Raw genomic sequence first — 12,407 nt, 5'->3', positions numbered from 1 at the left:
CCATGGTGCAAGATGGAACCATGAGTGCCGAGGATCTTGAAAACTACGAAACCGACATGGAGCTTCAGCTCTACCGTGAATACCGCGATGTCGTGGGGCTGTTTAGCTACGTGGTCGAGACCGAACGCCGCTTTTACCTCGCCAACCACGTGGACCTGCAGGCGCGCAGCGCCGATGGCGAAGTCTACTTCGACCTGACACTGCAGGACGCCTGGGTCTGGGATGTCTACCGCTCCGCGCGGTTCGTCAAGAGTGTCCGGGTCATCACTTTCAAGGATGTCAACGTCGAGGAGCTCCCGCGCAACGAGGAGCTCGCGCTGCCCAAGGACGTCGACCTGGGGAACTGATCTACCCGCCGTTTGGGTGCACTGTTCCTCCACACCAGTCCGTTCGGCCCTCTGTTTCCCACATAGCTCTATAGGCCACTGTCCCGCGTGACGCCGCCCCCGCAGTCTTGTTGCGGAGGTAGAAATGAAAGCTAAAGACCTGCTGGGCCGGCGCGGGGAAGAGCTCGCGGCGGAATATCTGGAATCAATGGGCATGCTGATCGTGGAGCGTAACTGGCGCTGCCCTGACGGTGAGATCGACATTGTGGCGCTGGACGGTGATGTCCTGGTCATCGCCGAAGTGAAAACGCGGCGTTCCCTCGCGTACGGCCACCCCTTCGAGGCGGTGGGCGCAGAGAAGCTCGCGCGCCTTCACCGGCTGGGATCTGCCTGGTGCCGCGACCGTGAGCTCCGGATGCCGCTGCGCCGGGTGGACGTCATCGCGGTTGTCGACGACGGCGTGTGCCCGCCCACGCTTGAGCACCTCAAGGGTGTGGGCTAATGGCGCTCGGAAGAACGTATTCGGTGGCCCTCGTGGGACTAAATGGCTACATCGTGGAGGTCGAGGCCGACATCGGCCAGACACTGCCCGCATTTGTGATTCTTGGCCTGCCGGACGCTGCCCTCAACGAGGCCAAGGAACGGATCCGTTCAGCGGCGCAGAACTCTGGCATTCCGCTTAGCCGGCGGAAAATTACGGCCAACCTGGTTCCGGCGTCCCTGCCCAAACGCGGTTCCGGCTTCGACCTCGCCATCGCCATGGCGGCGCTGAGCGCAGCTGATGACATCCGGACGACCGGCCGTACAGTCTTCCTCGCCGAGCTTGGCCTGGACGGGCGGCTGCGGCCTGTACGCGGCGTCCTCCCGGCAGTGATGGCTGCCGTCCAGGCCGGCTATCCGAACGTCGTGGTGGCGCAGCCCAACGCCGCCGAAGCGGCGCTGGTTCCCGGTGCACGGGTTCAGAGCTATAAGACGCTGGCGCGGCTCGCTTTCGACTTCGGGGCCGACCCCCTGGAGCTCGCCCTCGATTTCGAACCGGAGGACGAGGCGCCCGGCGAGGAAGCCGATCCCGCTGGTGGGGCGAACCCCGACATGTGCGACGTCTCCGGACAGGGGGACGCACGCCGCGCCCTGGAGGTCGCTGCTGCCGGCGCCCACCACCTGTTGCTCATGGGTCCACCCGGGGCAGGCAAGACCATGCTGGCGGAGCGCCTGCCTGGGCTGCTGCCTGATCTGGGCGACACCGAGGCCATGGAAGTGACGGCCATCCACTCCCTCTGCGAGCTGCCGTCTTCGTCATTGCAGCTGGTCCGGCGTCCGCCGTTCGAGAATCCGCACCATACGGCCACGTCGGCTGCCATTATCGGCGGCGGTTCGGGCCTGCCACGGCCGGGCGCGGCGTCCCGCGCACACCGCGGGATCCTGTTCCTTGACGAGGCGCCGGAATACGAACGCAGGGTGCTTGACGCCCTCCGCCAGCCCCTGGAGAGCGGCGAGCTGGTCATTCACCGTTCGGCCGGCACCGCAGCCTACCCGGCACGCTTCCAGCTCGTCCTCGCGGCAAACCCGTGCCCCTGCGGCAAAGCGTCGGGCAAGGGCATCGAGTGCATCTGCACGCCCACGATGCGTCGCCGGTACCTGGCCCGCATGTCCGGTCCGCTGCTTGACCGGGTGGATATCCAGTTGCAGGTGGAGCGCGTCTCGCTGGCAGACTTCGGCCAGTCCGGCGGGGAAGAGGACACACCTACAGTCGCCGGCAGGGTCTGGGCGGCCCGGACGCGACAGCTGCAGCGGCTTCGCCCGTTGGGGATGGAAACCAACTCCCAGGTTCCCGGGCGGGTCCTGCGGGGTCAGCTGAGGCTGTCTTCGGCAACCACGCGAATTCTGGATCAGTCCCTGGAAAGGGGCGTTCTGACTGCCCGCGGCTACGACCGCGTGCTCCGCCTCGCTTGGACACTGGCTGACCTCGCCAGCCGGGAGCGTCCGGACATCAATGACATCGGACAGGCGTTGAACCTCCGGCAGGCTGCCTCGGCAGCCGCCTGAAAGGAAACAAATTGCAGAACGAGAGACTTGCACGCGCGGCCCTCTCCAGACTGATGGAACCCCAGGATGCTGCAGGCCTCGCCCTGGTGCACGTTGCGGGGGCGCTGGACGCCCTGGGGATCGCCACAGGGGAGCTGAGTTACGGCCCGGCGCTCGAACAGGAAATCACCGGTGTCCTGGCTGAACATGGCTCTGCGACCTCCTGGACCGGCATGACCGCGGCTCTAAAGCGGTGGGCGCCCCGGATCCCGGATCTCGCACCCGAACGTGACCTGGCGACTATGCAAAGGCTGGGCGGCCGCATGATCATTCCGGAAGACGAGCTGTGGCCCGGGCAGCTCGCAGACCTTGGCCTCCACGAACCAATCTGCCTGTGGTGGCGGGGAACGGAGATGGAACTCCCGCCGGCGGCAAAATCCATCGCTTTGGTCGGATCCCGGGACAGCACCAGCTATGGAGCCGCGGTGACCGGAGACCTTGCCTACTCTCTGGCGCAGCGGGGCTTCACAGTGGTCTCCGGAGGCGCCTACGGTGTTGATGCGCACGCGCACAGAGCAGCTCTGGCGGGCGGGTCGGGGGCCGTGCCGACCATCGCCGTGATGGCCGGGGGAGTTGACCGTTTCTACCCGTCGGGCAACGAGGACCTGCTCCGGGCTGTGGCCAACCAGGGTGCAGTGCTTGCGGAGGTTCCGCCCGGTTCGGCCCCAACGCGCTACCGCTTCCTTCAGCGCAACAGGCTCATCGCGGCGCTCGCTGCCGTGACTGTGGTCGTGGAGGCCAGATGGCGTTCCGGAGCGCTCAATACGTCTCACCATGCGGAATCTCTCGGCAGATCTGTCGGGGCCGTGCCGGGTTCCGTGCACAGCGCGAACTCCGCTGGCTGCCACCGGCTGCTGCGGGACGGAGGCGCCGTCTGTGTGACAGACGCGGGGGAGATCGTTGAGCTGGCCGCGCCCAGCGGCGAATCCTTGCCGGAGTTGAGGGACGGCGGCAGCGCAGTCCACGACGGCCTGACGCTGGAGGACTTGATCCTGCTCGATGCGCTGCCGCTGCGGTCCACCAGTTCAGTGGAGAAACTGTGCATCGTGGCTGGTCTCGGTCCGGAGTCGGTCCGCGCGGGGCTCGGCAGGCTTGGCCTGCTGGGACTTGCAGTGTCCGAAAGCGGCGCGTGGAAGCGATCCAAAAACGCCGGCTGATTACGATGCAAACCCACGCCACGGCTCGCCGGGAACAATTCTTGATTGCCTGCCAAATGCTGGGACAGTGAGGGGGTGGAGAAAGACAAACTGCCGCCGGCCCTGGCGCAGGCAGTCAGCGCCTTCGGCCGGTACCTGACGGGTGAACGGGCACGTTCGGAGCACACGGTCCGGGCATACCTGTCGGACGTCGGCAGCCTGCTCGAACACGCGGCCGGCGAGGGGATCCGCGAGCTCGGCGAAATTGAGCTCGGGACCCTCAGGCGCTGGCTCGGCGCCCAGAGCGACGCCGGCATCTCCCGCTCCACCCTTGCCCGCCGGTCCGCCACGGCACGGACCTTCACGGCCTGGGCGCTCCGGGAGGACCTCATAGGGGCCGACCCGGCGCTTCGTCTGAAGGCGCCCAAGAAGGAAAGCTCTCTGCCTGGGGTGCTTCAGCAGCAGCAGCTCGTCAGGCTGCTGACCGAACTGCAGGAGGCAGCCCAGGACGGTTCCCCGATCGCCTTGCGGAACCGGGCAATGGTCGAACTGCTGTACGCCACAGGAATCCGCGTCGGCGAACTGGCAGGGCTGGACGTCGATGACCTCGATCCGGACCGCAGAACCTTGCGTGTCCTAGGCAAAGGAAACAAGGAACGCACCGTGCCGTACGGTCTCCCGGCTGCGCTCGCCGTTGACGACTGGCTACGCCGCGGACGCGGAAAGCTCGTGTCTGCGGGAAGCGGACCCGCGCTGTTCCTCGGTATGCGCGGCGCCCGCGTGGACCAGCGCCAGGTGCGGAGCGTGGTCAGGGGTCTCTTCGAAGCCCTGGGGGACACCGCTGCTACCGGCCCGCACGCGCTGCGCCACTCGGCAGCCACGCATCTGCTCGACGGCGGAGCAGACCTCCGGGCCGTGCAGGAAATTCTGGGCCACAGCAGCCTGGCCACCACACAGATATACACCCATGTGTCAGTCGACCGCCTCCATAAAAGCTACCAACAGGCGCATCCCCGGGCGTAAGGCCTGCACGCGCGGCCTGGCCGGACCGGAATTCGTGACTGCGGCCGGTTTCAGTCCCTGATGTGACTTCCACCCCTGGCGGAGATCCGCAATTCCCCTCGGCGTGGTTCCACGGCTCGCCGAATTCCACTGGCGTAATTCGACGGCGTACGGCACAATAAGAGCCAAGTCCGGCAACTTTCAAGTTGTGCTTTAAGCCTCTGGCTTTAGCTGCCTTGCGGGTCCGGCATTATTTTCATAGATTGGCAGGAATTACCGGCACCACGCGGCGCCCGGAGCATCAGCAGTTCGTCCATGCAGGTCGTTGGGGAAGACGTACCTACAGCTATGGAGGATGGAATGTCTGATGCAATGACTCGCGGTGTGCTGTTTATTCACTCGGCGCCTACCGCACTGTGCCCTCACGTTGAGTGGGCCATCGGATCTGTCGTGGACAAGCGGACAGATCTTGAGTGGACCGCTCAGCCTGCCGCGCCCGGAATGTTCCGTTCGGAACTGTCCTGGACCGGCGCGCAGGGGACAGGTGCGCAGCTGGCGTCTGCCCTCCGGGGCTGGGCACATCTGCGCTTCGAGGTGACGGAAGAACCGAGCCCGGGCGTGGACGGCGGCCGGTGGTCCCACACCCCCGAGCTGGGCATCTTCCATGCCGTCACAGACGTCCACGGCAACATCATGGTGTCCGAGGACCGCATCCGCTACGCCTACGAGTCCGGTGCGGGCGACCCCTCTGCGGTCTACCACGAGCTCTCCCTTGCCCTCGGCGAGGCGTGGGACGAGGAACTTGAACCCTTCCGGCACGCGGCCGAGGGCGCACCCGTCCGCTGGCTGCACCAGGTGGGCTGACACGCCACCTCCATAGCAATGAAGAAGCCCCCGCCAACCGGCAGGGGCTTCCTCATTGGTCAGGTGCGGTCACACGCTGCGGACGGCGATGACGGCGTTGTGGCCGCCGAACCCGAACGAGTTGCTCAGCGCCACGATGTCTCCGGCGGGAAGATCGCGGGAGGAGGTGACGACGTCGAGCGGGATCTCCGGATCCTGGTTCTCAAGGTTGATCGTGAGAGGGGCCTTGCGCTCATACACGGCCAGCACCGTCAGGACGGCTTCAACGGCGCCGGATGCGCCCAGCAGGTGGCCCATCTGCGACTTGGTGGCGGACACCGCCACGTCATCCACGTGCGATCCCAGGGCGGCGCGCAGCGCGGTGTACTCGGGCTTGTCACCCACAGGGGTGGACGTGGCGTGGGCGTTGACGTGCACCACGTCCTCGGCCTGGATCCGGCCGTCGAACATGGCCGCCTTGAGGGCGCGGGTGGCGCCAAGGCCTTCGGGGTCAGGCGCGGTGATGTGGTAGGAGTCGGACGTCACGGATGTGCCGGCCAGTTCGGCGTAAATCCGCGCTCCGCGGGCCAAGGCGTGCTCCTCGGCTTCGAGCACCAGGGCGCCTGCGCCTTCGCCCATGACGAAGCCGTCCCGGCCCAGATCGTAGGGGCGTGAGGCGTGCTCTGGATCGTCGTTGCGGCGGGAAAGCGCCTGCATCGAGGAGAACGCGGCCAGCGGCATCGGATGGATGGCAGCTTCGGCGCCGCCGCACATGACGACGTCGGCCTTGCCAGAACGGATGAGGTCCAGGCCGAGGTGCAGGGCTTCCGTGCCGGAGGCGCAGGCGGAGACGGGCGTGTGCGCTCCCGCGCGGGCACCCAGGTCAAGGCTCACAGCAGCGGCCACGCCGTTGGGCATGAGCATGGGAACGGTCATGGGCAGGACCCGGCGGGGCCCCTTCTCCTTCAGCGTGTCCCACGCGTCCAGGAGAGTCCACACGCCACCGATGCCCGTGGCGAAGGCGACGGCAAAGCGGTCGTGGTCAACTTCGGTGATGCCGGAATCAGCCCAGGCCTCACGGGCGGCGATGACACCGAACTGCGTTGAAGGGTCCATGCGCTTGGCTTCAACGCGGCTCAGGACCGAAAGGGCAGGGGTGGAGCAGCGGGCAGCGAAGTGGACGGGCAGTTCGTATTTGGCTACCCAGTCGTCCTCAAGCGTGCGGGCGCCCGAGACCCCCTTCAGTGCGTTCTTCCACATCGTGGGTACATCGCCGCCGATGGGCGTGGTGGCACCCAGACCGGTAATGACTACTTTGCGTGTCATGGGATCACTCTCTGTCGGTGCGCGTGCCGTGTCCTGTGCTGCCGGGCCTGGTGCCTGAGCTGGGGGCGTGCGGAGGGGGTCTGCGAGAAAATTTGTGATGGTGCATCGGCTGGCCGGCCCGGATTGTTGCGGGCCGGCCAGCCGGGTTCAGCCGGAATGCGGCTGGAGCCTGTTTAGGCCTGTGCGTTGGCGATGAAGCTGACTGCGTCGCCGACGGTCTTGAGGTTCTTGACCTCTTCGTCCGGGATGCGGACGCCGAACTTTTCTTCAGCGTTGACCACGATCGTCATCATCGAGATGGAGTCGATGTCCAGGTCCTCGGTGAAGGACTTGTCCAGCTCGACGGCGTCGGCGGCCAGGCCGGTTTCTTCGTTGACGATTTCAGCCAGTCCGGCCAGGATCTCTTCGTTGCTAGCCATTGATGGCTCCTTTTCTTGTTATTGCCGGCAGGGGATGCCGGAAATGGGGCAAACCGCGGTTGCGGCTTGGTTTGTGGATTCCTACGGAAGGACGATTACCTGGGCGCCGAAGACCAGCCCGGCGCCAAAGCCGATCTGCAGCGCAAGGCCGCCGCTCAGCTCCGGGTTTTCCTGAAGCAGGCGGTGCGTGGCCAGCGGGATGGAAGCGGCCGAGGTGTTGCCGGCCTCTGCAATGTCCCGGGCCACGGTCACGGTCTCGGGCAGCTTGAGCTTCTTGGCCATCTCATCGATGATGCGCATGTTGGCCTGGTGCGGAACGAAGGCAACGAGGTCTTCGGCCTGGATGCCGGCGGCGTCCAGGGCCTGCTGGGCCACCTTCGCCATTTCCCAGACGGCCCAGCGGAAGACCGTCTGGCCGTCCTGGCGCAGGGTGGGCCAGATGGCGGCCTCGGTAACGGCTTCTTCGTCGGAGCTGAGGGCGGTGCCCTGCTGTGCTCCGGAGTGCGCGAGTGACCCGGAGCGCGCAGCGGAGAACTCCCGCACGTCCAGCAGCGAGTGCGTCATGCCGATCGCGTCCCACTTGCTGCCGTCCGAACCCCATACGGACGGGCCGATGCCCGGCGTCTCGGAAGGGCCGATCACCACGGCACCCGCGCCGTCACCCAGCAGGAAGGAAATGGTGCGCTCAGTGTTGTCAATGACGTCGGACAGCTTCTCGGCGCCCACAACCAGTACGTACTCTGCCGTTCCGGAGCGGACCAGTGCGTCACCCTGGGCGATGCCGTAGCAGTAACCGGCGCAGGCAGCTGAGATGTCGAAAGCCGGAGCCGGCGTCGCGCCGAGCCGGTCAGCGAGGCTCGCGGCCGCTGACGGTGTGGCAAAGGGGTGCGTCACCGTGGAAACGATGACGGCGCCAAGCTGGGAGGCCTCGATGCCGGCCTTCGCCAGGGCCTCGCGGGCTGCGCCTTCTGCCATGTCGATCACGCTGACATCAGCAGGGGCCCGGTGGCGGGTGATGATGCCGGTGCGTTGGCGGATCCATTCATCAGACGAATCAATCCACTGGCAGACGTCCTCGTTGGTCACGATCACATCGGGGCGGTAGGCGCCGATGCCCAGAATGCGGGTGTGTTCGTTGACGGGCGACTGCTTCAGCGTGGGAACGCTCATGCCTGTCCCTCCAATTCTGCGAATAGTGCAAGGGCTGCGGACAGGTCACCGGGGGTTTTCACGGCCACGGTCTTGACGCCTGGCATGCCACGCTTCGCGAGGCCGGCCAGTGTGCCGGCCGGTGCCAGTTCAATGACGCCGCTGACGCCGCGCTGCACGAGGGATTCCATGCAGAGATCCCAACGGACCGGGCGCGACACCTGGGCGATGAGGCTGTCGACCGCGGCGGTGCCGACGGTCACTTCCTTGCCGTCGAAGTTGGACAGCAGCGGAACCGCAGGAGCCTGGGGCTGGAGCTCCGGACGCAGGGCCTCCAGTGCGCTCACGGCCGGTGCCATGTGTGAGGTGTGGAACGCGCCGGCAACCTTGAGCGGAATGACCCGGGCCTTTGCCGGCGGGTTCTCCGCCAGGGCCCTGAGCTGGTCGAAGGTGCCGGCGGCGACAGTCTGGCCAGCGCCATTGACGTTGGCTGGCGTGGCGCCGGCTGCTTCGATGGCCGCCAGGACCTCGGCCGGGTCGCCGCCCACGACGGCGCTCATGCCGGTGGGCGTGACGGCGGCGGCTGCAGCCATGCTGTTGGCACGCTTGCGGACAAAGGTCATGGCTTCTTTTTCGGTAAGCACGCCGGCGAGGGCGGAGGCCGTGATCTCGCCCACCGAGTGCCCGGCCAGGATGACCGGCAGGGTGCTGAGCTCGACGTCGAACAGGGCCTTCGCTGCCACGAGTCCGGCTGCGACAATCAGGGGCTGCGCCACGGCAGTGTCCTTGATGGTCTCCTCATCCGAGGTGGTCCCGTGCGCCGTGAGGTCGATGCCTGCGATTTCGCTGAGGGAGGCCAGATGGCCTGCTACGGAAGGCAGTTCCAGCCATGGGGCCAGGAAACCGGGGGTCTGTGAGCCCTGTCCAGGGCAGACGATTGCAAGCACGTAACCAGCTTTCCAAATTACCGCGTGAATCAAGGGTGTTTGCGTACACCAAGCTCACTGGGTCAGTTTGTAGGAAGTCTACAACGGTTCAGTTCTGGTTCCGCCCCGGCTGGCGCTCCACGGGGGCCTTGGGCGGCGTGGAAAGCCGGCCCACGACCAAGGCGGCCTGAAGCACGAAGGCTTCCCGGGGGAGCAGCGGATCCCAGCCCGTCACGTCACAAACCCGCTTGAGCCGGTAACGGACGGTGTTGGCGTGGACGAACAGTTCGCGGGCGGTCGCCTCCAGCGAATGCCCCAGTTCCAGGTACGTGCCGAGCGTTTCCACCAGCCCGTTGGAGGCTGCCACGAGGGGCCGGTAGATATTTTTCACGAGCGACCGGCGCGCAGCGTCGTCCCCGGAAATGACGCGCTCGGGAAGCAGGTCATCGGCGGCCACCGGGCGGGGCGCCGACGGCCACGCGCGGGCAGCGGTGAGTCCGGCGAACGCCGACTGCGCCGACCCGCTCGCCTCCAGCAGGGAACTCGCCTCGGCGCCGTACACCACAGGCCCGGGTGCGAACATCTCGCTCAGCTTCAGGTACGCCGTTTCCCGGTCGTGGACGCCGCCGAGAATCAGGATGAGGCGGTCGCCCTGGATCCCCACCAGGGCGTCTTCGGCGTACCGGCCGGCGGTGCGGCGCAGTTCACTCACGTAGCTGGCGCTGGGCTCCGACGGCGAGTTCCCCACCATCACGGTGAACCGCTCCTGGGCCTTCCAGCCGAGGGCCGCGATTCTGGACCGCAGCGCGTCCGTGTTTTCACCGCGGAGGATGGCGTCCACGATCAGCGCCTCCAGCCGGGTGTCCCAGGAGCCCCGCGATTCGGCAGCCCTCGCGTAGACGTCCGCCGCCGCGAACGCCACCTCGCGCGAGTACCGCAGCACCGCCTCACGCAGCGAGGGCTGGTCCGCTTCGGGGGCGATGACCGGGACCTGGTCCTCGACCACTTCCACCACGATCCTGATCAGCTGCAGCGCCTTCTGGAGGCTGATGGAACGGGTGAGCTCCGTCGGTGCCGTGCCAAAAACGTCGGTGAGGATCCAGGAGGGGGAGCTGGGGCGCTCGTACCAGGTGACGAAGGCTGCGATGCCGTTCTGAGCCACGAGTCCGAGCGCCGAGCGTTCATCGGAGCTGAGCCGGCTGTACCAGGGCAACGATTTTTCGAGCTGGCGCATGGTGGTTGTCGACAACTGGCCAACACTGGCCCTGAGCTTCTTCAGGGTCTCCGTCTTTTCCGGTGTCATGCTGCGTGACGCCGGTTTGCGCTTTGCGGGGGCGGGTGTTGGCTGGGGCATGCATCGAGCATACGGCGCCTGCCCTGCAACCTCCATTTTGTGCGAAGGCTACAACTGCGGTTGTGCTGTGTCACAGCGGATCAAAAGCACCCCAACGACGACGGCGGCCCCCACCTTCGGGTGAGGGCCGCCGTCGTGCGTGTCAGGCAGTTGCTGGAGCCGCAGGCGTCCAGCAGCCGTTGGCTAGGACTCGCCGCCCGCGTTGCCGGTGGTGCCGGCGTTGACGTTGTGCAGGCGGTACTTCTCGATGGCCTGGGCAGGTGCCTGGGCGTCAACCTCACCGCGGCGGGCCAGCATCTCCAGCGAACGCACCACGATGGAGTGGGTGTCGTTCTTGAAGAAGCGGCGTGCTGCGGCGCGGGTGTCGGAGAAGCCGAAGCCGTCGGCGCCGAGCGAAGCGAATTCGTTCGGCACGAACTGGCGGATCTGGTCCGGAACGGCCTTCATGTAGTCCGAGACCGCGACAACAGGGCCGGTCGCGCCGGCGAGCTGCTGTGCCACGAACGGTGTCCGCGCGGGCTGTCCGGGGTTGAGGAACGCTTCCTCCTCGGCAGCCATGCCGTCGCGGCGGAGCTCGTTCCAGGACGTCACGGACCAGACGTCCGCGGAGACGCCCCAGTCCTCGGCCAGGATCCGCTGCGCGTCCAGCGCCCACGGAACCGACACGCCCGAGGCCAGGATTTGCGCACGGGGGCCGTCGATTTTGGCCGGTGCCAGCAGGTAGATGCCCTTGATGACGCCTTCTACGTCCAGTTCGTCAGGTTCGGCCGGCTGGACGATGGGCTCGTTGTACACCGTGATGTAGTACATCAGGTTCCGGTCAGTGGAATCCGGGCCGTACATGCGTTCGATGCCGTCGCGGACGATGTGGCCCATTTCGTAGCCGTAGGCGGGGTCGTAGGTGACCACGGCGGGGTTGGTGGAGGCGAGCAGCGGGGAGTGGCCGTCGGCGTGCTGCAGTCCTTCGCCGGTGAGGGTGGTCCGTCCTGCGGTGGCGCCGATGATGAAGCCGCGGGTCATCTGGTCCGCGGCGGCCCAGAAGGCGTCGCCGGTGCGCTGGAAGCCGAACATGGAGTAGAACACGTAGACCGGGATCAGCGGCACGCCGTGGGTGGCGTAGGCGGTGCCGGCGGCGGTGAACGCCGCGACGGCGCCGGCTTCGTTGATGCCGGGGTGGATCAGCTGGCCCTGGGCGGATTCCTTGTAGGCCAGGACCAGGTCGCGGTCCACGGACAGGTAGTTCTGGCCCTTGGGGTTGTAGATCTTCGCGGTCGGGAAGAACGCGTCCATGCCGAAGGTGCGGGCTTCATCGGGAATGATCGGCGCGATGTGCTTGCCGAAATTCTTGTCCCGCATCAGGTCTTTGAGCAACCGGACAAAGGCCATGGTGGTGGCTGCCTGCTGCTTGCCGGAGCCGCGCTTGGCGACCTCGTAGGTTTTCGCATCCGGCAGCGCGATGTCGGAGTGCTTGGACCGGCGCTCCGGCACAGCACCGCCCAGGGCAGCGCGCCGTTCCATCATGTACTTGATTTCCGGGGCATCCGTGCCCGGGTGGAAGTACGGCGGCTGGTACGGATCCTTGTCGAGCTGCTCGTCCGTGAGGGGGATCCGCAGGTGGTCGCGGAACTTCTTCAGGTCGTCGAGGGTGAGTTTTTTCATCTGGTGGGTGGCGTTGCGGCCTTCGAAGTGCGGGCCGAGGCCGTAGCCCTTGACTGTTTTGGCCAGGATCACGGTGGGCTTGCCCTTGAATTCGGTCGCTGCCTTGTACGCGGCGTAGACCTTGCGGTAGTCGTGGCCGCCGCGCTTGAGGTTCCAGATCTGGTCATCGGTCAGGTCCGCGA

11 protein-coding genes and 1 pseudogene are annotated in these 12,407 nt (G+C 66.4%); 6 read left to right on the top strand and 6 right to left on the bottom strand.

The window, feature by feature from the left end:
- Positions 1–20: 20 nt before the first annotated feature.
- The 6 genes from LQ144_RS01505 (at position 21) to LQ144_RS01480 (ending at position 5,413) form a co-directional block, all read left to right on the top strand.
- Positions 21–347, top strand: a complete 327-nt coding sequence (locus tag LQ144_RS01505; RefSeq protein WP_003806068.1) for a DUF2469 domain-containing protein — start codon at positions 21–23, stop codon at positions 345–347.
- 124 nt (positions 348–471) lie between these two features.
- Positions 472–828 (top strand): YraN family protein, encoded by a 357-nt coding sequence (locus LQ144_RS01500; RefSeq protein WP_230116799.1) that lies wholly within the window; start codon positions 472–474, stop codon positions 826–828.
- Positions 828–2,372: a YifB family Mg chelatase-like AAA ATPase gene (locus LQ144_RS01495; RefSeq protein ID WP_230116798.1), complete on the top strand. Its 1,545-nt coding sequence runs from the start codon at positions 828–830 to the stop codon at positions 2,370–2,372. Before LQ144_RS01500 ends, LQ144_RS01495 begins: the two co-directional genes overlap by 1 nt.
- A 53-nt stretch (positions 2,373–2,425) precedes the next feature.
- Positions 2,426–3,568 carry a DNA-processing protein DprA gene (gene dprA, locus LQ144_RS01490; protein WP_230117038.1) on the top strand — a complete coding sequence of 381 codons (1,143 nt, stop codon included), beginning with the start codon at positions 2,426–2,428 and terminating at the stop codon, positions 3,566–3,568.
- Positions 3,569–3,643: 75 nt separating this feature from the next.
- Positions 3,644–4,570 (top strand): tyrosine recombinase XerC, encoded by a 927-nt coding sequence (locus tag LQ144_RS01485; RefSeq protein ID WP_230116797.1) that lies wholly within the window; start codon positions 3,644–3,646, stop codon positions 4,568–4,570.
- A 339-nt stretch (positions 4,571–4,909) separates the two neighbouring features.
- Positions 4,910–5,413: a DUF3145 domain-containing protein gene (locus tag LQ144_RS01480; RefSeq protein WP_230116796.1), complete on the top strand. Its 504-nt coding sequence runs from the start codon at positions 4,910–4,912 to the stop codon at positions 5,411–5,413.
- 69 nt (positions 5,414–5,482) lie between these two features.
- On the opposite strand, the gene LQ144_RS01475 is transcribed toward LQ144_RS01480, so the two are convergent.
- The 6 genes and pseudogenes from LQ144_RS01475 to LQ144_RS01450 all read right to left on the bottom strand — a co-directional run.
- Entirely contained in the window at positions 5,483–6,718 is a 1,236-nt protein-coding gene (locus LQ144_RS01475; protein WP_230116795.1) for a beta-ketoacyl-[acyl-carrier-protein] synthase II, read from the bottom strand.
- A 173-nt stretch (positions 6,719–6,891) separates the two neighbouring features.
- On the bottom strand, positions 6,892–7,137 hold the full coding sequence (locus tag LQ144_RS01470) for an acyl carrier protein (protein WP_230116794.1): 246 nt from the start codon (positions 7,135–7,137) through the stop codon (positions 6,892–6,894).
- Between the two features lie 81 nt (positions 7,138–7,218).
- Positions 7,219–8,307: a beta-ketoacyl-ACP synthase III gene (locus tag LQ144_RS01465; protein ID WP_230116793.1), complete on the bottom strand. Its 1,089-nt coding sequence runs from the start codon at positions 8,305–8,307 to the stop codon at positions 7,219–7,221.
- On the bottom strand, positions 8,304–9,233 hold the full coding sequence (locus LQ144_RS01460) for an ACP S-malonyltransferase (protein WP_230116792.1): 930 nt from the start codon (positions 9,231–9,233) through the stop codon (positions 8,304–8,306). The genes LQ144_RS01465 and LQ144_RS01460 overlap by 4 nt, the downstream gene beginning before the upstream one ends.
- An 88-nt stretch (positions 9,234–9,321) precedes the next feature.
- Positions 9,322–10,566, bottom strand: a complete 1,245-nt coding sequence (locus LQ144_RS01455; protein WP_230116791.1) for a PucR family transcriptional regulator — start codon at positions 10,564–10,566, stop codon at positions 9,322–9,324.
- 183 nt (positions 10,567–10,749) lie between these two features.
- Positions 10,750–12,407 (bottom strand): annotated as a pseudogene (locus LQ144_RS01450) (pyruvate dehydrogenase (acetyl-transferring), homodimeric type); the annotation flags it as partial.

Source organism: Arthrobacter sp. Bi83, from assembly GCF_918698095.1.
GTDB lineage: Bacteria > Actinomycetota > Actinomycetes > Actinomycetales > Micrococcaceae > Arthrobacter.
This window is presented reverse-complemented; position numbering and strand designations above follow the sequence as displayed.

Coding starts and splice junctions, on each gene's coding strand:
- LQ144_RS01505 (WP_003806068.1), top strand. CDS start 21: ATGAGTGCCGAGGATCTTGAAAACTACGAAACCGACATGGAGCTTCAG.
- LQ144_RS01500 (WP_230116799.1), top strand. CDS start 472: ATGAAAGCTAAAGACCTGCTGGGCCGGCGCGGGGAAGAGCTCGCGGCG.
- LQ144_RS01495 (WP_230116798.1), top strand. CDS start 828: ATGGCGCTCGGAAGAACGTATTCGGTGGCCCTCGTGGGACTAAATGGC.
- dprA (WP_230117038.1), top strand. CDS start 2,426: ATGGAACCCCAGGATGCTGCAGGCCTCGCCCTGGTGCACGTTGCGGGG.
- LQ144_RS01480 (WP_230116796.1), top strand. CDS start 4,910: ATGTCTGATGCAATGACTCGCGGTGTGCTGTTTATTCACTCGGCGCCT.
- LQ144_RS01475 (WP_230116795.1), bottom strand. CDS start 6,718: ATGACACGCAAAGTAGTCATTACCGGTCTGGGTGCCACCACGCCCATC.
- LQ144_RS01470 (WP_230116794.1), bottom strand. CDS start 7,137: ATGGCTAGCAACGAAGAGATCCTGGCCGGACTGGCTGAAATCGTCAAC.
- LQ144_RS01465 (WP_230116793.1), bottom strand. CDS start 8,307: ATGAGCGTTCCCACGCTGAAGCAGTCGCCCGTCAACGAACACACCCGC.
- LQ144_RS01455 (WP_230116791.1), bottom strand. CDS start 10,566: ATGCCCCAGCCAACACCCGCCCCCGCAAAGCGCAAACCGGCGTCACGC.